Annotated in this window: 16 protein-coding genes and 1 pseudogene; all 17 read right to left on the bottom strand. The window is 54.7% G+C overall.

Annotated elements, in window-relative coordinates:
* Positions 1-3: 3 nt before the first annotated feature.
* On the bottom strand, positions 4-861 hold the full coding sequence (locus tag CVU77_03635; protein ID PKN01610.1) for a ferredoxin-NADP reductase: 858 nt from the start codon (positions 859-861) through the stop codon (positions 4-6).
* 148 nt (positions 862-1,009) lie between these two features.
* Complete coding sequence (locus CVU77_03630) at positions 1,010-2,368, bottom strand: TrpB-like pyridoxal phosphate-dependent enzyme (GenBank protein ID PKN01609.1); 1,359 nt, start codon at positions 2,366-2,368, stop codon at positions 1,010-1,012.
* Between the two features lie 43 nt (positions 2,369-2,411).
* Positions 2,412-3,011 (bottom strand): HNH endonuclease, encoded by a 600-nt coding sequence (locus tag CVU77_03625; GenBank protein PKN01608.1) that lies wholly within the window; start codon positions 3,009-3,011, stop codon positions 2,412-2,414.
* 46 nt (positions 3,012-3,057) lie between these two features.
* Complete coding sequence (locus CVU77_03620) at positions 3,058-7,734, bottom strand: hypothetical protein (protein ID PKN01607.1); 4,677 nt, start codon at positions 7,732-7,734, stop codon at positions 3,058-3,060.
* Entirely contained in the window at positions 7,731-7,922 is a 192-nt protein-coding gene (locus tag CVU77_03615) for a hypothetical protein (GenBank protein ID PKN01606.1), read from the bottom strand. The genes CVU77_03620 and CVU77_03615 overlap by 4 nt, the downstream gene beginning before the upstream one ends.
* Positions 7,919-10,402 carry an NDP-hexose 4-ketoreductase gene (locus CVU77_03610; GenBank protein PKN01605.1) on the bottom strand — a complete coding sequence of 828 codons (2,484 nt, stop codon included), beginning with the start codon at positions 10,400-10,402 and terminating at the stop codon, positions 7,919-7,921. Before CVU77_03610 ends, CVU77_03615 begins: the two co-directional genes overlap by 4 nt.
* A 70-nt stretch (positions 10,403-10,472) precedes the next feature.
* Positions 10,473-11,516 carry a hypothetical protein gene (locus CVU77_03605; protein ID PKN01604.1) on the bottom strand — a complete coding sequence of 348 codons (1,044 nt, stop codon included), beginning with the start codon at positions 11,514-11,516 and terminating at the stop codon, positions 10,473-10,475.
* Positions 11,513-11,947, bottom strand: coding sequence for a hypothetical protein (locus CVU77_03600; protein ID PKN01603.1), 435 nt, complete (start codon positions 11,945-11,947; stop codon positions 11,513-11,515). Before CVU77_03600 ends, CVU77_03605 begins: the two co-directional genes overlap by 4 nt.
* 12 nt (positions 11,948-11,959) lie before the next feature.
* On the bottom strand, positions 11,960-12,829 hold the full coding sequence (gene ilvE, locus CVU77_03595; protein ID PKN01727.1) for a branched-chain-amino-acid transaminase: 870 nt from the start codon (positions 12,827-12,829) through the stop codon (positions 11,960-11,962).
* Positions 12,830-12,888: 59 nt separating this feature from the next.
* Entirely contained in the window at positions 12,889-13,584 is a 696-nt protein-coding gene (locus tag CVU77_03590) for a hypothetical protein (GenBank protein PKN01602.1), read from the bottom strand.
* Positions 13,584-14,741, bottom strand: a complete 1,158-nt coding sequence (locus CVU77_03585) for a hypothetical protein (protein ID PKN01601.1) — start codon at positions 14,739-14,741, stop codon at positions 13,584-13,586. The genes CVU77_03590 and CVU77_03585 overlap by 1 nt, the downstream gene beginning before the upstream one ends.
* 43 nt (positions 14,742-14,784) lie before the next feature.
* Positions 14,785-16,299, bottom strand: a complete 1,515-nt coding sequence (gene lysS, locus CVU77_03580; GenBank protein PKN01600.1) for a lysine--tRNA ligase — start codon at positions 16,297-16,299, stop codon at positions 14,785-14,787.
* A gap of 1 nt (position 16,300) precedes the next feature.
* A complete protein-coding gene (locus CVU77_03575; GenBank protein PKN01599.1) occupies positions 16,301-16,684 on the bottom strand; it encodes a hypothetical protein in 384 nt (127 codons plus the stop codon).
* A gap of 93 nt (positions 16,685-16,777) precedes the next feature.
* Positions 16,778-17,864 (bottom strand): annotated as a pseudogene (locus CVU77_03570) (peptide chain release factor 2).
* Positions 17,854-19,428 carry an apolipoprotein N-acyltransferase gene (lnt, locus tag CVU77_03565; protein PKN01598.1) on the bottom strand — a complete coding sequence of 525 codons (1,575 nt, stop codon included), beginning with the start codon at positions 19,426-19,428 and terminating at the stop codon, positions 17,854-17,856. Before lnt ends, CVU77_03570 begins: the two are co-directional and overlap by 11 nt.
* Positions 19,429-19,450: 22 nt before the next feature.
* Entirely contained in the window at positions 19,451-22,126 is a 2,676-nt protein-coding gene (locus tag CVU77_03560; GenBank protein ID PKN01597.1) for a preprotein translocase subunit SecA, read from the bottom strand.
* A gap of 104 nt (positions 22,127-22,230) precedes the next feature.
* On the bottom strand, positions 22,231-22,431 hold the full coding sequence (locus CVU77_03555) for a cold-shock protein (GenBank protein ID PKN01596.1): 201 nt from the start codon (positions 22,429-22,431) through the stop codon (positions 22,231-22,233).
* Positions 22,432-22,764 lie beyond the last annotated feature (333 nt).

Below are 22,764 nucleotides of genomic sequence, written 5' to 3'. Positions count from 1 at the left end.
GGTTCACTCTATGCTTACGTTCTTTTCCCTGGATGTTTTAAGCGCTTTGAGACGGCAATAGTGGTCAATCGAGCGGGCTTCCTCGATTTTGAACAGTCGCAGCCGCATCGAAAGTTCGTCCCAATCGACCTCGTGCGCGTCGAACTCCGGACCGTCCACGCACGAAAATCTGGTTTGCCCGCCCACATTTATCCTGCAGGCGCCGCACATCCCCGTGCCGTCGACCATAATGGGATTCAAGCTGACGAGAGTTTTAACATCGTGCACTTTGGTAATATCGGACACCGCCCGCATCATCGGGACAGGCCCTATGGCGTAGACCAAATCGGGGCGGATGTTTACTATCAGGTCTTTTAAAATGTCGCCCACGTTTCCTTTGATTCCGTACGAACCGTCGTCGGTGGCAACGTAGAGATTATCGGTTACGGCCCGCATTTCCTTTTCGAGTATGAGCAGATTTTTTGAGCGCGCGCCTATCACGGAAACTACGCGGTTGCCGGCGGCTTTAAGCGCCTTCGATACCGGATAAACCTCCGCCACTCCGACTCCCCCTCCGACGGTAATGACCCTGCCGAAGTCCTCTATAACCGTGGGTTGCCCCAGCGGGCCCAAAACATCGGCAAGCTTGTCGCCGGTTTTAAGCGCCCCGAGTTCCATGGTGGTTTTGCCCGCTTCCTGAAAAATCAACGTCAGCGAATCGCCGTCGGTTTCCACTATGGTCAAGGGAATTCTTTCGCCGTACTCGGAAAGCATTATCACGACGAACTGCCCGGCGCGAGCTTTGCGGGCCGCGTAAGGAGCGTTGACGACAATCCTGCGGATGCCGTCGGCCAGAGTTTTTTTGCTCAGAATTTCAAACATATGTCGGAGTTCTTTGCCGCAAACCGCTCGTAACAACTTCGCAACAAAAGACGTGAAGCGGAAAGGTTGAAGAGTAGTTTTCTTTTGACTCTTCACACTTCACGATTCACGCTTTACGCTTTATCTCTTTCGCCTTTGGGCGGGTACGTCAAATACGCGGAAGGTCTTTAAGCGCTTTCTGCATTTCGTCGTCGGAAAACGCTATATCCTTGAGTTTGCCCGCGAGATAATCGTCGTAAGCGGCCATATCGAAGTGTCCGTGGCCGGAAAGATTGAAAAGAATGGTCTTTTTTTCTCCGGATTTTTTGGCGGCCAGCGCCTCATCCACCGCGCATTTGACGGCGTGCGCCGCTTCCGGCGCGGGAATTATGCCTTCGGACCTGGCAAAAATCAGAGCCGCCTCAAAGACGGGGTTCTGAGAATAAGCCACGGCTTCGATGAGTTTTAATTTGTGCAGATGGCTGACCAGCGGCGCCATACCGTGATATCTCAATCCGCCGGCGTGTATCCCCGACGGCACAAACGCGTGGCCGAGAGTGAACATCTTTATGAGAGGCGTAAGTCCCGCCGTATCGCCGAAGTCGTAAGCGTAAGCGCCCCTGGTAAGCGTGGGACACGCCGACGGCTCCACGGCCACCAGGCGGATATTTTTCGCTTTGCCGGAAATTTTGTCCGCGACAAAGGGAAACGCCAGGCCGGCGAAATTCGATCCGCCGCCGACGCATCCTATGACGACATCGGGATAATCCTGCGCGATTTCCATTTGCTTCTGCGCCTCCAGACCGATGACCGTCTGGTGCAGAAGCACGTGGTTAAGAACGCTGCCGAGGGCGTATTTTACGTCGCCGTGCCTGGCGGCGTCTTCCACGGCCTCCGAAATGGCTATACCCAGCGAGCCGGACGTATCGGGATGCTCGGCCAGAATTTTACGGCCGGATTCTGTCCTGTCCGACGGGCTGGCGAATACCTCCGCTCCGAACGACTGTATCATTATTTTGCGGTAGGGTTTTTGATTGTAGCTTACCTTTACCATATAGACGGTGCACTTCAGGCCGAAAAATGACGCCGCTATACTCAGCGCGCTGCCCCACTGTCCCGCGCCCGTCTCGGTAGAAAGCCGCGTTACGCCTTCTTTCTTGTTATAGTACGCCTGAGCCAGAGCGGTATTTAATTTGTGCGAACCCGCGGGGCTGGCGCCTTCGTATTTATAATAAATTTTCGCCGGAGTGCCCAGAACTTTTTCGAGACGACGGGCGCGAATCAGAGGCGAAGGTCTCCATAAACGGTAAATCTCTCTTACCTCGTCGGGGATTGCCACCCATTTTTCCGTAGAGACCTCCTGCTTGATGAGTTCCATAGGAAAAAGCGGAGCCAGATCGGCCGGGCCTATCGGCTTGCGCGTGCCGGGGTGAAGCACCGGCGGCAGCGGCTCCGGAAGGTCGGCCTGGATGTTGTACCACTTCTCGGGGATTTGTTTTTCACTCAGAATAATTTTAGTTTCGTCCACAATTTCCTCCGCGCCTCGAATCAGGGCATTTTATTATTGTCGATCAATCCCTATCAAGCTCTATATTCCAGTAAACGTTGTCTACGAACTTCTGCCACGAAGTTTTTATTTTTACGTTGGCGCGTATCGCCAGCGAGAGCGCTCCCGACCATCTGGGTTTTGAGGGCGGCACAAGCAGCTTCATCCCTGCCTCGGCCGGAAAACGGCTGCCTTTTTTTATATTACAGCGAACGCACGACGTGACTATATTATCCCACGACGTCCTGCCGCCGCGGGAGCGGGGTATGACGTGGTCGAGGTTTAACCCGCTGGTGGGAAATTTTTTGCCGCAGTAGCAGCACTTATGCGCATAATGCTCGTAGATATTTTTGCGGGTGAACTTTACTTCGGATGACGGCAGCTTGTCGTAGAATTTGAGGGCTATGACTTCGGGTATGGCTATTCTGAAAGAAGGCGTCCGCACAAAACTCGAAGCGCCGTTTCCCATCATCCTGGAAATTTCCAGCCAATCCTTAAAATCGTAAGTGCGGTATTCCTCGTCGACGACTTCGGCGTGTTCCACGTAAAGCAACCCGATGGCGCGCTGCCATGAGGTTATTTGTATGGCGTAATAGTTCCTGTTCAAGACGAGCACTTCGGACATGGTTTTTGATTATACAAAATTAAAAAGCGCGGGGCGCAAAAAACCGCTATTGTTTCTTGGGCCAGCCGAAACGCCACTGCTGCTCTATGGTTATCCTGCGCTCGGGCGGACGTATGAGCGATTTTGAGTCCAACTCATAAATGCCCCGCAGAAAAACGTTGCCCTTCATACGATACGCGACTTCGACCTCGTGTTTAAGATCGAGCTTATTGAGATATTCGTCGAGCGTTACGCTGTATCCCAGAAGCATCGCGTCGGAGACGTACTTCTCAAATGTGTATTTTGTTCCGCGGAGAAGCTCCGGCAATGTCTCCGACGAATCGCGCGGCGCGGTGTCGGGGTCGGAGACAGTCGGCTGGGCATAACTGACTTTCATTATATCCACAACGCCCGAACGTCTTAAAAGCGTCCTGGCAAACGGAGTGGCCAGAGACGAATCCAGAAGCCGCACAAGTCCCTGCCGCAGCATAAGATCGCGGTCCTGCGGAGTCATATTCTCGCTGTCCCCGCCCACAATACGCGCGAAAACTTTTTCCGACGGCAAAGACGGGTCGTCCGATGAGACGAACCTGGGTTGCAGCCGGCCGATGAGAGAACGGTCGATTATCACTTGCACCGTGTCGTATCCCTTGGAGGTGGCCATCTGTTTTGAGGCCGACCCCTCCAGATAGGCGTCGGCGCCGGAGACCTCGAAACGCGCGCTTTGTATACGGAATTCGTTGCCTATGTACGATATGTAACCCCGCTTGGACTCCACCGAACCGGTCACGAAAGGCCCGTAATAATTTCCCTTCAGCGTCATAGACCCTTCGATATTGACAGAAACCAGCTCATTTTCGTACCAGGTATTTTCGCCCGTCTGGAGCGTCAGATCAAGATACAGTTTTTCAAGGATATGCCGCGCGGGATCTTCCGATACGAGCGGCGGAGGCGGCGGATACGAAAAATATGTATGGTCGAGTTTTACCCATCCGCCGAGGGTAAATTTGGATCGCGGATCGCCCTTTATACTGATTTCAAATCTCGGTTTACCATTGGAATGGGAGGACGCGAACTTGGCTCCCGTCTCCTTTGAAAACTGCGTGGGTATGGGAAGTTCGGGAACAAAAAGGTCTATTCCGACGGAAGTAGTATTCTTAAACGTAAAATCCACGTCGGCAAAAGCGAAGTTTTCGATACGCGCCGCGCCCTGCAGCAAAAATCTGCCCGAACCCGACCGCCCCGAAAAGTTCTCGACGGTAAGAGCATTCTCTTTCAGTGTGGCGATGAGATTGAGATTATTGATTTTCGCAAGATAGGCGGAAAGCTCGGCCGTGGCGTTTTCAATTTTCAAAAAACCGGTAAGCTTCGGCTCGTCAAGCGTGCCGCGGATTTCCATACGTCCGGTGACGGGCCCTTCGGCTTTTTTGACAAAATCGAACGCTTCCAGAAAAGAAAGTCGGCCGTCATCAAGAGTAACCGTAAAATCGTTACGAAGCGACGCGCCGCGTCTTCTGGTTTTGTCGGCGGGCGGAGCCACGTAAAGCCGTCCGGCCGCGCTTAACCGGTAAGCGTTGGCCTTTACCGCGCGGGCTGAAACCAGGTCGAGAACGCCGTCGTTAAGGGTGGCCTCCGCGCTGACCTCGTCGAACATTATCCCCGATACCGAACCGCTGTATACGACGGCGCGGGCCTCCAGCGCGGGATTTCCGGCCGAGCCGGAGAGTTTAACGGTGGCGTTCAGCGATCCCGACGCCTCAAGCGGGGAATCAAGCATAGAGGAAATAGTGTCGACGGAGAACGAAACCAGATTGCCGTCGGCGGCCAGAACGCCCGCGCGCGAATCGAGGTTGATGACCGCGGAATCTCCGGCCGAACCGGCGTAATTTATGCGCGCGGCGACTGAATCGGCCGCGAATCCCGCTTCGGCGCGGAATGATTCGGATTTGCCCGCCGGAGAAGCCAAAAGAATTCTTTTGTCGGAAATTTCGTACAGCAGTTCGGAGCGGGTGAATTTTTTTCCGCCTATCCAGAAATCATCCAGCCTCAGAGCGCCGGCCGCGGGCGATGTCGCCGTCGGTATTTTGCCCGACACGCCCAGACGTCCAAGAGCGCTGAGAATACCCGCGCGTAAGCTTACCACCAGGAGTTTAATATCGTATAGTCCGGCGCCGATATCATACGAACTGCCGGGCAAAATTTTTATTTCGTTGCCGCCGAACCTTATCGAACTTTCCGAAAAAGATATTTTTCCGGTGTCGTACCGCGACGCTAATTTAATCTTATCCGCGACGGCCCCGCCGTAGGAGAAATCCGCTATTTCACCGGATATATCCACGACCGGCGACGACGGCTTCCCGGTAACGCCGAAATTCATCGCCAGCGGGCCCGAAGTCAATCCGTCGACGGCTACGATACCCGATATGCCCGATGCGGTAATCTTGCCGGACACGTCAATATTTTCCGCGGTAACGCTTCCGCCGAAAACGGCCTGCGCCCGCGGCTGTGACACTTTGGATTCGGAGATCCTGAAAACGCCGTCGGAATATACTCCCGAACCTGACAATCTGGCGGCCGGAACGTGCGTAGAAAACTCTACACCGTCGGCTTTGTAGGCCACTTTCAGTTTAGGCGACGACAATGCGCCGTATAATGTGCCGTCGGCGCGGCAACTTCCTTTCAGATCATTTGAGAGTATCGACAAGGGATAGTCATTGAGCGTTACGACCCCCGAAAGCTCTCCTGCGGGAGTTTTTTTGACCGTGATGTCGCGGGCATGAAGATGTCCGTAACGCAGTTCGGATATTTTATACGCGGAAGAGTCGGAGTGCGCGGTAATAAGCAAAGGCGCGTCGCCGTGCATAAAACCCGCCAGCGACATTTTTTTGGACTGCGCGGATAAACTGAAATCATCGATGGTTTTATACCTTCCCGAAACTGATATCTGCCCCGTGGCCTTCATATTCCCCGCGACGGCATACGCGCCGAATCCGAAAAGTCCCGTGACTTTGGATCCTATCACGGAAAAACCGCCGGATAGAGACCCGTCGGGACCCATCAGCGAAAATTTATCGAAAGCGATGTCGCGGCCGTCCAGAAATCCGGAAGCTTTAAGTTCGCCGAGCGCCCGACCGTCAACGGCCAGACCGCGAACGGTGATATCGGCTTTCCCGTACGGCGGCTTTTCTCCGGATGTCGATATCTCCAGCCGCCCCGTAAGCCGTCCGGCAACGCGGCGACGGGCCAAAAGCGACAGCACGCCCATATCGGCTTCATCAGCGACGGCCTTAAGCTCTGTGGAAACTCCTTTGACGGATTTGTAGTAACCCTTTATTCTGCCGCCGCTCAAAGAAGCGTCCGTAACGGCCAACAACTTCGGGCCGGCGGTAATATCCGCCGAGCAACTGCCCAGATTAAATCCATTCCATACGGCGTCGACGGCCCGCGCGCGAACGGCCAGAAGCCATTCGCCGCCGGAACCGGTCAAACTGCCCGACGCGCCGAAACGTCCGGCGACGGGAATAGCCGACGACGAAATCGCCGCGGCGTTCCAATCGTCCGCGCTGAAAGTTATATCAAGCGGAGCGAATGTCCCCCGCAGCGAGGCGCGTCCTTTTTTGCCGTCGCTCAAAGTTCCTTCGATTCCTCCGCCGATATCTATCGACAGAGCCGCGCGCGCGCCCGACGGCGACAGCGCCGCGTCAATCCTGACACTATCGCCCTTCTGTACGGCGTCAATTTTCAAACGCCCGACGGCATCCTTTATTGCCGTGCGTCCGCTAAACGACGCCGCGGCCGAAGAGCGTCCGCCCGAAGCCCAAAAGCCCTTCACCGCCGCTTCGCCGTCGACGGAAAAGTCCCGCGATACAAACCGGATCGCCGCGGTCGATGTCTCTACGGCCACCCCCCCGCGTTCAAAACGCGCAAAGCCGTCGACGTTCGCCGCCGGAGATTTTACGGCGAATCTGAGACCGGAAATATCGCCTTTTATTTCGGCGGAACCGGCGCCGTACGATTCGCTGAGACCTTCCCATTCGGCGGAGAAGTTGTAATTGCCTCCACGGTAATCGCCTTCGCCGCGAATTTTCAACTCTCCCGAAGACACCTTGAAGTGAGCCGTTATCTTATCGTCGTCGATGCGGCCCTTCGCGGATAGTTTTATCGGCGGGGCTCCCGCAGGAGAGCCGGGGAGTTTGAGATTATCGGCGTTCAGAGCGGCCCTTACGTCGCCGGATTTACCGGTGAGTCGCAAAACCATGCGGCCGGAAAGCGCATCGGCTTTCAGAAGACCTTCCACCCGGCTATGGCGGAAAGAAAAATCGCCGCGCGCCCGAGTTATTCCGGCGCCTTCGTATCGAACGGACCCGTTTTCTATTTTAACCAGCCCCAAAGGCAGACCGCCGGCGGGCGAAGATTCTTGCGGAATCCACGAAAAGTCGGCAATATCAAACGACGGCTCCTTCAGCGAAACGACCACAAAAGGATCCTGCGCGATAAATCTTACGATGGAAACCGAGATATTGATGCGGGGGATATTAAGGAAGGTGCCGTTTTTCTCCACGGACACATCGGAAAGAGTTATTGAGGCGGGCAACCGAAAACCGGCGGAGCCGATTTTTACCGCGAAACCGGACGATGCCGCCATCCGTTCCATTTTCGCGCGAAGTTTATCCGATTCGACGGAAAAAAAAAAGAACGGAGCGGCCGCCGCGACCAGAACTGCCAGAAAAATCTTCTTTTTCACCGGTTATTGTTTTTTTCCTTCCCCCTGAACGCGCTGTACATGTCCCGTAGGGAAAGCGTGACCTGGCCGGTCAGTTTTTTAATTATGTTCCTGGTGAAATAAACGCCGTAGCGTTTATAGTAGGCCTCGCCCAACTGCGTTTCCGTAGGAGGCGGTGCGTCGGAGCGTTTGCGTTTGTCTGAATTCATATTTTAGGGACGACCTCCATTCTTTTCGCCGATTCGGAATAATCCAAAGTAATATCCGTTTTTTCGGTCAGCACGCCGGAGACGTTTCTTTTAAGAAGTTCGTCGGTTAAAGTATCCTCCACGTATTTTTGTATGACGCGCGAAAGCGGCCGCGCCCCGTATTTGGGGTCGAAACCCTTTTCCATCAAAAACTCAATGGCTTTCTCGGTGAAATCCATACGGATATTGCGCTTCATCATTCTTTCGTTTACGCGGGCAAGAAGAATGTCAAGAATCTTTCTTATCTCCTGCCGCGCGAGCGGATGGAACACCACTATGTCGTCGAGACGGTTGAGAAACTCCGGCGAAAATGTTTTTTTCAGCTCCTCGTTGACCGTTTCTTTTATGGCGGCGTAGTCGGACACGGCGTCTTCCTGCACGAGAAATCCGAGCGACTTTCCGGAAAAAAGATTCCGCGCTCCCACATTGGAAGTCATTATCAGCACAGTATTCTTAAAGTTGACTTTGTGTCCGAGATTATCGGACAGCACGCCCGAATCCATTATTTGCAGAAGCATATTAAAAAGATCGGGATGCGCCTTTTCAATTTCGTCGAGGAGCACCACGGAATAAGGTTTTTTGCGAACATGTTCCGTGAGTTGTCCGCCTTCTTCATAACCCACGTATCCGGGAGGAGCTCCTATAAGACGGGATATTGTGAATTTTTCCGAGAACTCCGACATATCGATTCTTACCAGCGCGTTCTCGTTGCCGAATAAGACGCTCGCCAAAGATCTGGCCAGTTCCGTCTTTCCGACGCCCGTAGGTCCCAGAAAAATGAAAGAACCTATGGGTTTCAGAGGGTCGCGCATTCCCGTGCGCGACCGTCTCAGCGCGCGGGCTATTATTTTGACCGCTTCGTCCTGACCCACGACGCGTTTATGCAGCTCATCTTCAAGATTGATAAGAAGTTCCTGCTCTTTTTCCGTCAGACGCGTGAGCGGAATATTAGTCCACTTGGAAACTATGAGCGCTATATCGTCTGCGCCCACTACGGGACGCGCTTCCTCGCGCTCTTTGCGCCACTTTCTTTTGCCTTCCTCTATGGCTTTTTTAAGCTCTTTCTCCGCGTCGCGCGACTTCGCCGCGGCCTCAAAGTTTTGCGCCGCGATACTGAGCTCTTTTTCCTTGGTTATTTTTTCGAGTTCCGAGTCGTATTTTTTAAGTTCATCGGGGAGATTGGCAGAGTTCAGCCGCGCGCGGGCGCCTGCTTCGTCTATGAGGTCTATGGCCTTGTCGGGCAGATAGCGGTCGGAGATATAGCGGTCGGCAAGTTCCGAAGCCACGGCAAGCGCCTCGTCGGTATATGTGACTTTGTGATGCTTTTCGTACTTTTCGCGAAGGCCTTTAAGAATTTCAACGGTCGCTTCCACCGACGGAGGATCGACTATTATGGGCTGAAATCGCCGTTCAAGAGCCGCGTCGTGCTCTATATGCCTTCTGTATTCGTCGAGGGTAGTGGCGCCGATGCATTGCAGTTCGCCCCTGGCCAGAGCGGGTTTAAGCATATGAGAAGCGTCGAGAGCGCCCTCGGCCGCTCCTGCTCCGATGACGGTATGAAGTTCGTCGATGAAAAGTATTATGTTCTGCTTGGAGCGGCGAATTTCTTCCATTATGTTTTTCAGGCGCTGCTCGAATTCGCCGCGGTATTTTGTGCCGGCGACCATAGCCGACAAATCCAGAGTCATTACTCTTTTGCCCGTAAGTATATCCGGCACGTCGCCCGAGGCGATCATCTGGGCCAGACCCTCGACTATCGCGGTTTTGCCGACGCCGGGGTCGCCGATAAGCACGGGATTATTCTTGGTTCTGCGCGAAAGTATCTGTATGAGCCGCTCTATCTCGTCGGCTCTTCCTATCACGGGATCAAGTTTATTCTCGCGGGCATACTGGGTAAGGTCGCGGCCGAAAGTTTCGAGCGTAGGTATTTTGGATTTCGGCTGGCCCTGCTGAGTTCGCGCGCGCGGCGGCTGCGAGCCCCAGAAAACATCCGACGGTTCGTCGGGTCCGCCGATCACGTTAATTATTTCTTCGCGCACTACGTCGGATGTGACCCCCAGAGATTCCAGCACTCTGGCTCCGATGCCGTCGGCCTCGCGCAATATGCCAAGAAGTATGTGCTCGGTGCCTATGTACACGCTTCCCATTTTCTGGGCTTCATCGACGGCGTGTTCCAGGACTTTTTTGGCGCGGGGGCTGAAGGGTATCTCGCCCATAAGCATTACGTTATCGCCGGGCAAAACGATTTTCTCCACCTCGTTGACGACCCGTTTCTTTTCCACGTCGAGGTTAGCCAGAACGCGCGACGAAACGCTGTCTTCTATGAACACCAGCGCAAGGAGTATGTGTTCTTCGCCAACGTAGTCGTGGCTCAGGCGCTTGGCTTCCTGCTGCGCCTGTTTTACGACTTTCTGCGCTCTGTCCGTGAATCTTTTTGACATATATCGGTTCCCTGCGCGGTATGCGCAATTCTTTGTTTGCGTTATAAGCCGACCGGTTCGCCCGCCGCGGCTACCGGACGGCGCCGCGGATGTAATCCGCGCGATATTCGTCGCGCTCGACGGCGGTCATTTCCCTGCCGGCTATGGCCTGGATGTGGGCGGGCTGGCACTCCGTCATCAATCGCTGAAGAACGTCCCGTGAAACCGGTATCCCCAGACCTATGTCATTGCCCAGCATTATCAGCGAGATCAATGACAAAGATTCAGCGAAAGACATAAGACGCGCGGAACTCATTATTCCCCACGCGCGCCATATTATGTCGGACGACGACACGCTCCTGTCCGGCGACAACAGCAAGTCGCGGACTCCCTGCTCTTTGGCCTCTATGCCCGTCAGAAAATCTATCACGCGTCCGGCGGACGACGGATCGGGGGAATCTCCCGTGGATATCTGGTAGACGTCACCGTAATATCTGCTCTTTTCGCCGTAGTAACCGCGCACGTAATAACCTTTCTTCTCGACCGAATCCAGAAGGTCGTCGGCGCGCTTGGCCAGTACGCTTCCGCCCAGATGAAAAAGCGCGGAAACCCTGAACGCCGAACCGAGATTCGACGGGCACGACGTAAGAAAACCGTAGCGGGTCGAGCGGGCGCACTCAAACTTTGAGGCGAGAAACTTTTCCAGGGAAGCCAGCCGCGATGCGGCGGATGCCGCCGAAACCGCGTCCGGCTCCGTCACGCTTATTCTCAGATGGTCTTCCTCGTTGACCAGAACTACGTATTTTTCGTCGGATGAAAATATCGCGCCGCCGGGCAGACGGCTTTTAAGCATGTCGGGCGACAGAATGCGCCGCTCCGCCAAAAACATCTTTTCCGCGCGGCGCATCGACGGCAGATACGCCTCGCGGCCGCCGTCGCGGAACAATTCGTGCTCGCCGAGAGCCGACGAAACTTCGCGCCAAAGCTGTTCCGCGTCGTTTTTCTTCATGGCCGGCGGAAAAGGAAACTTCAGGATATTCCGCGCGTAACGAAGGCGCAGGTTTATCATTATTCCCGACGACGTTTTGGGCGCCGGCGCCGGAGTTACGGGATTATCGAGCGAAAAAGGATTCATATCGAGCGCTTTTTGATTTCGTCGCGGATAGCGGCCGCTTCCTCATAGTCCTCGCGTCGGACGGCCCGCGAAAGTTTTTCGCGCAATTTTTTCACCACCGCAGCCGCGTCGGCGGATTCGGATAGTTCCGGCTGCCCGGCGTCTTTCGACGACAAATGCTCATGGCCGGCCTGATCCGGAGAATCCAGAATTTCGGCGCCGAAAAGTTCGTAACACGTAGCGCAGCCGAAACGCGAAGTCGAGGCGATGCGCTTTCGGGATGTGCCGCAGCGATGGCAAACTCCTCGGGCGGGCGCGGGCCGCGCCGGAGAAGAAACTATTACTTCCCTCGACGCGCAGCGGGCGCAGACGTGATACTTCCATCTGGCGCCGTTTACGACGGCGTCGATAAAAACCGTGGCTTCGTTCTTCTGACATTTCTGACAAAGCATAAAGTTAGCGGCTCAGATGGGCACGCCCGACGTCCGGGTGAGTTCGTGAAATTCTTTTATGAGCGCGGCGGTAATTTTTCCCGGACAGCCGTCGCCGATCACGCGGGAATCTATTTTAGTGACCGGTATGACTTCCGCGGCGGTGCCCGTCAGGAAACACTCGTCGGCCGTATAAAGATGATACGGCGTCATAAGATCTTCCTTGACGGCGACACCGAGTTTATCGGCCGCTATTTTCATAACCGTCCTGCGCGTTATGCCGTCGAGGGCTCCCGCCCAGGTGGGCGGCGTTATTACCGTATTATCCTTGCAGATGAAAATATTGTCGCCGGTGCATTCCGCCACGTAGCCCTCGGCGTTAAGAAGAATCGCCTCGGGAACGCCGGAGCGCACGGCTTCTATCTTGGCCAGAATATTATTAAGATAGTTCAGAGATTTTATGCACGGGTTTATCGCCTGAGGAATATTCCGGCGGGTAGAAACTATGACTATCTCCAATCCGTTTTTGTAGAACTCCTCGGGGTAAAGTTTTATTTTGTCGGTTATACAGAATATTGTCGGCATGGGACACTTGTAGGGATCCAGCCCCAAATCGCCGGGGCCGCGCGTTACTACCAGGCGAATGTAAGCGTTTTTAAGATTGTTGGCGCGCAAAGTGTCGAGCACGATATTCTCAAATTCATCGGCCGTGAGGTGAGTGTCGAGTGTTATCGCCCTGGCGGAATCAAACAGCCGTCGGATGTGCTCCTTGAGCATAAAAACCCTGCCGTGATAAGCGCGGATTCCTTCGAATACTCCGTCGCCGTAAAGGAGGCCGTGATCGAATACGGATATTCTGGCGTTTTCTTTTTCAACGAGTTTGCCGTCGAGATAAATCTTCATTTTCTTCTCCGTGGTTTTTGTGCCGCGCCCGCGCAAAAACAAGCCGCAACAAAATTGTTTTAAGAATCGGCGCGGACAAGCCGCCCGTCGAGCATTTCAATCCGCCTATGCGCTATTTCGCACAGGGATTTATTGTGTGTTACAAGAAACAGCGTAAAGCCCAGTTCCGCCTGTTTGTCGGCCAAAAGTTTTTTAACCGATTCGCCGGATGCCGTATCGAGATTGCCGGTCGGCTCGTCGCAAAAAAGTATCCGCGGGTTTTTTACAAGCGCGCGTGCCAGAGCCGCCCTTTGTTTCTGCCCGCCGGAAAGTTCGTGCGGATATGACCGGCTCTTATCGCCTATGCCGAGCGACTCCAGCGTCGAGGAAACCCGCGCCGCGTCTTCGTCTCCGAGCAGCCGCAAAGGCAGCGCGACATTCTCGTAAACGCTCAGTTCGGGTATCAGGTAATGGAACTGAAACAGAAAACCGACGCGAAGTTTCAGCACATCGCTCTTTTGGCGTTCGCTCATCGAACGCACGTCGCGTCCGTCGAAAAAGAGGTCGCCGCCGAAATCGGAATCCATAAAACCCATTATATGAAGCAGCGTGCTTTTGCCGGCGCCCGACGGGCCGCTCACGCCCACGGATTCTCCGGCGAACACTTCCATATCGATTCCGCGCAGAACTTCGACGGGCGAGCCGTCGTCGTAATATGTCTTGGAGAGCGACTTCGCGGAATATATCGTTTGGGCGGCCATTTTTTTATCCGGCATCAACCGTATCTGAATATTTCCGCGGTGTTCATTGCGCCGGCTTTTCGGGACGGCAACAGCGTGGCCAGCACCGTTATGGCTATGCTGACAAGAACAGTCCAGAGAACGTCGGACGCCACTATTCTGACCGGAAGCCGCGAGATGAAATAAACGTCGGACGGCAGTTTGATTATATCATATTTCCGGAGGACGACGCACACCGATATTCCGACGACAGACCCCGCAAAAGTGCCCAGGGTTCCCAGCATTGCGCCTATCATAACGAATACCCTCGAAACGGCTCCGGAACTCATACCCAGAGATTTAAGCACTCCTATCTCGCGCGACTTCTGCGTGACGAACAGTGAAAGATTGGATACTATGTTGAAGGCAGCCACAATTATTATGAGCGTGAGTATGATAAACATCATTATCTTTTCGAGTTTAAGCGCCTCAAAGAGATTTCTGTTCATCTGCTGCCACGTGCGCACCTGAGCGCGCGGAATTGCGGCGATGATTCCGCGGGACACGGCCAAGGGATTGTCCGGATCGTCGATAATCAGCCCGAGACCCGTGACGGCGTTCTCGTCGAGCCCCAGGGCGTCGCGGGCCGTGGCCATTCGCGCCACGGCGACATTGGCGTCGTAATCGTGCATTCCCGTCTCGAAAAATCCGGCGACTTTAAGTTTTGTTACGCGCGGCATCGCCCCGAAACCCGCGGACGCGGACGCGAAAACGGCAAGGTCGTCGCCTATGGAAATTTCAAGCGCGCGGGCAAGGTCGCGGCCGGGCTTTATTTCCCCTTCCGAGATATCCGCCGTCGTATCGTCATCAACGCCTTTTATGGCGACGCCCGCGGCGGATGCCCTGGACTGTGCCACGGATTGCGCCCAAATAAAAGGTCTTACGGAGCGCACGCCGCTCACCGTCGATATTTTTTCGATATAGGCGGCGCCGGTCGGAGAAAACACTATGACGTGCGGATTGAATCCTATGATTTTCGAGCGGATTTCCGTCTGAAAACCGCTCATCACCGCCAGCGTAATTATCAGAGAGGCCACCCCAAGCGCCACCCCGCCGACGGCGATGGCCAGAGTAAGCGCCCCGAAAAAACTTTTTTTTCGCACGCTTATAAATTTAGCGGCCAGATATATTTCGGACGGTATCTTATAAAGCATTTTTTAAGAGGGGAGCTCGGGCGGAAGAATACCCCGGAACCGCCTATTCCGGTTTTAGCGTGGGAAACAGTATGACTTCTCTTATAGAGGGCGCACCCGACAAAAGCATTACCAGACGATCTATGCCGATGCCGAGCCCTCCGGCGGGCGGCATCCCGTGCTCCAGCGCGGCGACATAATCGTCGTCGCACGGCGCGGTCTCGTCGTCGGATGCGGATTTTTGACGCGAAAAATTTTTCTTTTGCAGCGAAGGATCGTTGAGTTCCGAGTAAGCGTTGGCGACTTCCTGCGAGGCGATAAAAAGTTCAAAACGTTCCGCCAGAAACGGATCCGCGTCCGACGGCCTGGCCAACGGCGAAAATCGCGCCGCGAAGTCGCACACGAAAGTGGGCTCGGCCAGATGCGGCACCACGTATTTATCGAAAGCCGCGTCGAGGATTTTATGAGCGGGCATGTCGCCCGGAGCGTCGACACCCGCTGAACGCGCCGTCTCAAGCAACCTGTCTTCCTCGACCGCCTTGCGAAAATCCGCGCCGGAGCGTTTTGCGAGCTCGTCAAAAAAATTTATTCTGGCGAACGGAGCATTAACGGCGAAGTTTTTTCCGTCGCAAACAAAGTCCTTGCCGTCCGAAACGGCCGCCGCGGACGCGGCTACAAGTTCCTCGCAAAGTTTCATCATATCGCCGTAATCGGAGTACGCCGCGTATATTTCGGCCATGGTAAACTCGGGATTGTGCCACCGGTCTATGCCCTCGTTGCGGAAGGATTTGCCTATTTCAAAAACCTTGTCAAAACCGCCGACGAGCAAACGCTTGAGAAACAGTTCCGGCGCGATGCGCAAATACAGGTTTGTGTCCAGAGCGTTGTGCCGAGTTATAAATGGTTTGGCCACGGCTCCGCCGGCCAGCGCCTGCATCGACGGAGTTTCGACTTCCAGAAATCCGCGCGCCTTAAGCCCGTCGCGAACGGCGTCAACGACCCGGGCGCGCTTGCGGAAAACTTCGCGCACTTCGGGATTGGATATCAGGTCGAGGTAACGGCGGCGGTATCTGGCCTCGGGGTCTTTGAGTCCGTGCCATTTTTCCGGCAGCGGGCGCATCGACTTGGACAGCAGCGCGAAATCTTTCGCGAATACCGTAATCTCGCCGGTCCGGGTGCGGAAAACGTGGCCTTCGACTCCGACGATATCGCCTATGTCGGTCAGCTCGGACGCTATCTTGTATTTGGCCTCGCCCAGAACGTTGAATTTGACGTAGATTTGTATGCGGCCCGTGGAATCCGTCACGTCGGCGAAGGCCGCCTTGCCCATCACCCGCCTGAGCGTAAGACGTCCGGCTATGCGCACGTTGACGTCGGTGCGTTCTTCGCCCGTCTTTATTTCCGACGACGACCTGGCGACGCCGGCGGCGAAATCCGTCGGGCGCCATGAGCCGCCGGACGGATAGACATTCACACCCAAAGATTGGAGCTCGCGCGTTTTGGCCGCGCGCTGTTCCATAAGATTTTCCAGCGGCTGTTGCGGCTTCTCTTCTCGGATGTTTTCGGCGGAATGTGTCATTTTATGAGGCAAGAATCTTTCGTATTTTATCCAGCAGCGCGTTGGAATCAAAGGGTTTCGTGACGAAGCCGGCCACATTGCGCTCAAAAGCCACGGTGTCTCTCATCTGCGACTTGGCCGTAAGCACTATTACGGGAATGGCGGAGGTTTTGGGCGATTTTCCCAGTTCTATCAGCGCGGCGTAACCATCGACGCGAGGCATCATTATATCGAGAATTATCAAGTCGGGCCTGAGAGGGTCGATTACGGTTCTTTTAACGCCCAGCTTGTCCAAGGCCTCGGCGCCGTCACACGCCGTCTCGACGGTATGGCCGTCCATCTCAAGAGTCATTTTAATGAGTTCCAGTATCGTGGGCTCGTCGTCCACAACAAAAATATTGGCCATATTAGTCCCCTGTGCGTCAAAATAATCGCAGGTACTGCCGGCTTATACGCGAACGGTAGTATATCAAAAAGTCCGACGACGACGGAAATATCGTCACCCGCCTCTGCCGACTTTCCAGGCCAGATAGCTTTCGATGAATTGGTCAATCTCGCCGTCCATCACAAGTTCCACCCGCGGCGACTGCGCGTCGGTGCGATGGTCCTTGACCATCTGGTAAGGCATAAAAACATACGAGCGTATCTGACTGCCCCACGCTATATCGCCTTTATCGTCGTAATGTTTCTCCTGTTTGGCGCGGCGTTTTTCCAACTCAAACTCGTAAAGACGGGCTTTCAAAAGCTTGAAGGCCAATTCCCTGTTTTTGATCTGCGAACGCTCGGTCTGGCACTGAACCACCACTCCCGACGGAAAATGGGTTATGCGCACGGCCGAATCGGTTTTATTGACGTGCTGTCCGCCGGCGCCGGAAGCGCGGTAGGTATCCAGACGAATGTCTTTTTCCTCTACTTTTATCTCGGGCGGATCTTCCACTTCGGGTATCACGTCGACGGAAGCAAACGAAGTGTGGCGCCTTTTGTTCGCGTCAAACGGAGAAACCCGCACAAGCCGGTGAACTCCTATTTCCGACTGCATAAGCCCGTATGCGTAATCGCCTTCGACGATAAATGTGACGCTCTTGATACCCGCCTCGTCGCCTCCGAGTATGTCGGTAATGGTGACTTTGAATCCGCGACGCTCCGCCCAGCGCATATACATCCTCAGCAGCATATCGGCCCAATCGCAGGATTCCGTGCCGCCCGCGCCGGCGTGGATGGAAACGATGGCGTTGAGCAAATCGGATTCGCCGGAAAGTTTGGTCTGAATTTCAAAGGAGCGCATTCTTCGCGCCAGGGCTTCACCCTCGGCGGCGACCTGAGCCAGAGCGATTTCGTCCTTTTCTTCGGCGGCAAGAGTTTCGAGGGTTTCCATGTCGGAAAGGTCGGCGGCGATTTTCGCCCACATTTCGACGGGGGCTTTTACCGCCGCGAGTTTTTTCATGACTTTTTTGGCGCGAGGCGAATCGTTCCAAAAATCACCGGCGGCAACCTGAGCTTCAAGCGCTTTTATCTCGTCGTTTTTTCTATCGAGGTCAAAGAAGCCCCCTTAATTTTTCTGCGCGGGCTTTGAGTTCATTTATCATTGGCACCCTCTTTTCTTATGCGGACTGCGACGGACGCGATAACGGCCGTCGTCGCAAAAAGCGAACAGATTATAGCAAAAAGGTCGCCGTAACGGGTGTAAAATGTGCGCCGTCCGACGAGCGGCACGGACACGGCGAATGAGTCGTCCTCGAAAATCGGCGTCTTGACGACGATACGCCCGTCGGCGGATATGACTCCGGATACTCCCGTGTTTGCCGACTGCACGATCCAGCGCGAATTCTCAACGGCGCGCAAAACGTTGAAAGTGAAGTGCTGAAAAGCCGCCGGAGTGCGGCCGTACCATGCGTCGTTCGTTATTACGAAAAATACTTCGGCGCCGTTTGCGGCGAAACGCCGCGTGATATCGCCGTAAAGATTTTCCGAGCAGATTATCGCCGAGATTTTTTTCGTTCCGATATTCAGCACGGTATGTCCGCGCGCTTTTTGCAAATCCCCCATATTGTTGAACACACCGAAATGCGGCTCCAGCAACCGCCGCATAGGCACGTATTCGCCGAACGGAACAAGGTGCGTTTTTTTATGCGCGGCGGCTATCGCGCCGTCGGGATTTATGACGACAGCCGCGTTATAGAGCGACCCGCCGTCCTCAAAAAGCGCGCCCGCCACATTCGGGACGCGCGACGCGGCAGAGAGTTCCCTCATCCATAACGGCGGCAAAGAATTTGCGGCAAGGATTTCCGTCAACGATGTCTCCGGCCAGAGAACGAGGTCGGGAGACGACGCCGATGCCGCGACGACGAGACGCGAAATTTTTTGCTTGGTTTCGGCAAAATACCGGAAGTCCCATTTTTTTTCCTGGTCGACATTGGGCTGAATCACGCCGACGGTAACGGTCTCATCCGGCGACGAAGACACCGGCTCGTTGCGGCGAACCGCCGCGATTAATATTCCCGCGGCAAGCCACAGTATCAATGCTACGGAAGCGACTTTACGCGGCGCTCCCGTTTCCCCGCGAAGCCACGCGACAACGACGACGTTGGCGAGCATTATCATAAACGAAACGCCGAACACTCCGGCGTAGGGGGCGACCCACAGCGCGGGTAAAAAATTCCACTGGGAATATCCGGCTATCGCCCACGAAAATCCCGTGAACGCCAAAGAGCGGACATATTCGAGCGACACCCACAGCGACGGAACGGCGACGATCGCCGCAATGACAGCGGCGGGACTTCGCCGCGACGACAATTTCGCCGATATCAGTCCTGAGAGTCCGACGAAGGCGGCCAGGTACGCCGACGGATACGCGGCCAGCAGTAACAACGCGAGCGCGGCCTGGACGCGGGATCCGGTGTGCGCGGCTACCGTCGGGAAAATCCAGTAAAGTATGACGCCGTAGCCCAAAAGCCCCGCCGCAAAAGACGCGGCCGCCGCGCGGAAGCCGTCGACGCGGCGCGAAAGATAAAGCAGCGGCGCGGCGAAAACGTACGCCGCAGGCCAAAAACTGAAAGGCGGAAAAGAAAGCGCCAGCGCGGCGGAGGACGTCGCTATAAGCAACGGAACGCGCAGAGAGGCGGAGGACATCGGCTTTTGGAAAAGTTTCATATTACCGTCGGAAGGATGGCGCTCAACGGCCGCAGCATTTTTTATATTTCTTGCCTGAGCCGCAGGGGCAGGGGTCGTTGCGCCCCAGTTTAGCCGGCGCCGCCGGGACAACGGCCGCTGCGGGACCGGCGGGAGAAAATCCGGCCGAAGCCGGTCGCGGGGAAGGCGCGAAGACCGCCGGAGAATCTTTGGCGGGCGACCGGGCTCCGACAGGCATAAATCCGTCGCGCTCCTCGGAGCCGATACTGCGTCCGACGCGCGGCGGCGCGGCGGCGAACTGAATTTTAAACAAATATTCTACGGCCGTCTCGCGTATGCGGCGCATCATCTGCTCGAAAAGATTGAGGGATTCTTTCTGATATTCTATGAGAGGATCTTTCTGACCGTACGCCCTCAGACCGATTCCTTTTTTAATCTGGTCGAGGTCATAGAGATGCTCTTTCCACGCGTGGTCCATCATCTGAAGCAGTACGAGCCGCTCCATTTCCCGCAGGTTCGCAGCGCCCAGATCCGACTCGCGCGATGCGTACACTTTTTCAAGTTCTTCGATAAAATACGCTTCCAATTGGGCGGCGGCGATTTTTCCCGCCACGTCGGACGGAATCTCGCGTCCGGAGAGTTTTTTGAACCACGGCCCCAGATTTTGCCAGTCGTACGATTCGGGGTATTTGGCGGAAGCCCACATTGATATTTTTTCCGAGACGGACTCCGAGAGCATGTCAGAAATCTGCGTTCTGACGTCTTCTCCGTCGAGAATTTCATTTCTCAGGGAGTAGACGGCCTCACGCTGTTTGTTCATCACATTGTCAAAATCAAGCAACTGCTTTCTTATGTCGAAGTTCATCATTTCGACTTTGCGCTGGGCGTTTTCTATGGCGCGGTTTATCCACGGATGCTCGATAACTTCCCCTTCTTCCATTCCCAGACGGCCCATAAGAGACGATATGCGGTCTGATCCGAAGAGCCGCATAAGCTCGTCCTCGAGCGATATGAAAAATTTAGAAACGCCCGGGTCGCCCTGACGTCCGCAGCGGCCGCGCAACTGATTGTCTATGCGGCGCGACTCGTGACGCTCGGTTCCTATTATGTGAAACCCTCCGAGTTCTTTTATCTCGGCAGCGGCCGCCTCGTCGGGAGGATTGCCGCCCAGCACGATGTCCGTGCCGCGTCCGGCCATATTCGTGGCTATCGTAACGGTGCCGCGACGTCCCGCCTGGGCGATGATGCTGGCTTCCTGTTCGTGATATTTCGCGTTGAGCACCTGACAGGGAACGCCTCTTCTGCGGAGTATGGCCGATAGCTTCTCGTTTTTCTCGATGGACCGCGTGCCGACCAGAACCGGCGCGCCTTTTTTCCAGAGACCCTCTATTTCCTCGACGAGCGCGTTGATTTTTTCGCCTTCCGTGCGGTATACGGCGTCGGGCATATCCTGTCGAATCATAGGGCGGTGCGTAGGTATTTCGACGACGTCGAGTTTGTATATCTCCCAGAATTCCGTGGCCTCGGTCATCGCCGTGCCCGTCATTCCGGAAAGTTTTTTGTACATCCTGAAATAATTCTGAAAAGTTATCGTGGCCAGCGTCTGGTTTTCCTCGGCCACCCTGAGGCGTTCCTTGGCCTCGACCGCCTGATGAAGACCTTCCGACCACCGGCGTCCGGGCATAAGCCGCCCCGTGAATTCGTCGACGATTACGACTTCGCCGTCCTTTACTATGTAGTGGACGTCGCGCAGGAAAAATTCGTGCGCCCTCAGCATCTGCGTTATGTGATGAACCCACTCGCCCTCGATATCGTCGTAAAGGGATTTTATGTTGAGCAGGTTTTCGCACTTGCGGTTTCCTTCCTCGGTCAGGGTGACGTTATGATGTTTCTCGTCGGAAATATAATCGAACCCGGCGCCCAGGTCTATGCCTTGTCGTTTGGCCTCGTCCTCCTCGTCCCCTGTTATCTTGCGACCTTTGAGGTAGGGATAAATTTTTTCCACGACAACATATTTCTGGGTGGATTCTTCGGCGGGGCCGGAAATTATAAGCGGAGTGCGGGCTTCGTCTATGAGGATGGAATCGACTTCGTCGACGATAGCGTAATTCAGCGGCCGCAAAACGCGCTCGTCGCGGCTTACGACCATATTGTCTCTGAGATAATCGAACCCGATTTCGTTGTTGGTTACGTAGGTTATGTCTGACGCGTAGCCGGCGCGGCGCGACTCGGTGTCCATATCGTGTTGAACATATCCGACGGTAAGACCGAGTTTTTCAAAAACCGGCCCCATCCATCCGCGGTCGCGTTTGGCAAGATAATCGTTGACGGTTACTATATGAACGCCTTCGCCGGAAAGCGCGTTGATATAAGCACAGAGAGTCGCCACCAGCGTTTTTCCCTCGCCCGTCTTCATCTCGGCAATTTTGCCCTGATGAAGCACGACGCCGCCTATAAGCTGCACGTCGTAGTGCCTGAGCCCTATCGCGCGGCCGGCCGCCTCGCGCACGCAGGCGAACGCCTCAGGAAGGATGTCGTCGATTGTTTGGCCGCCGTCGAGCATCGCGCGGAATCCGGCGGTTTTGTTTCTGAGTTCGTCGTCGGAAAGCGCGGCGACGGCCTCCTCAAAGGAGTTAATCTCCTCTACGAGAGGCATTATCTTTTTAATGTCCCGCTCGGACTTTGTGCCGATAATTTTTTCAATAAAAGATTTGAACATTGTCGGTGAATTATACCAAAATCCCATAAAAAACCCCCGCCTCTTATGGCGCTTTTTTAAGCGTCCGCAAGAGGCGGGGTTGATTAGGCCTATACGATCAGAAATTAGATTTTCTGGATTTTGACCGCCTTGGGGCCTTTGTCGGAGTTTATCACTTCAAACTCGACAGCGTCTCCCTCGACGAGCGATCTGTAGCCGGAGGACTGAATGTCGCTGTAATGAGCAAACACATCGCCTGATCCGTCTTCTTTCGCAATGAATCCGAAACCTTTCTTGTCGTTGAACCACTTAACTTTACCTTTCACTGTACTGTTCTCACCACCTTGTTTTTTTCATTCCGCTCGTCGAGCTTATGCCCGATAAGCGTCGTCATTGTACTAAATAACATAGGGTGTGTCAAGGGAAAAATGAAATAAATGACAGGCCATTTTGCAATGTCACGCCACAGGAATTTTATCTCTACTTTATCACCGCAAACTTCTTGACGACTTTTATGTCGGACGCGCCGGATTTTTTTGCGAGAATATAATATATGTATACGCCACTTGCAAGGCGCGAAGCGTCTATCGGCTGCTCATAATAACAGACGCCTTCCGAAGTTTTATATGCGCTCCCGTCGATACCGGCCTCGGCGATAA

This window comes from Elusimicrobia bacterium HGW-Elusimicrobia-1 (genome assembly GCA_002841695.1).
In the GTDB taxonomy this organism is placed as follows: Bacteria; Elusimicrobiota; Endomicrobiia; order PHAN01; family PHAN01; genus PHAN01.
This window is presented reverse-complemented; position numbering and strand designations above follow the sequence as displayed.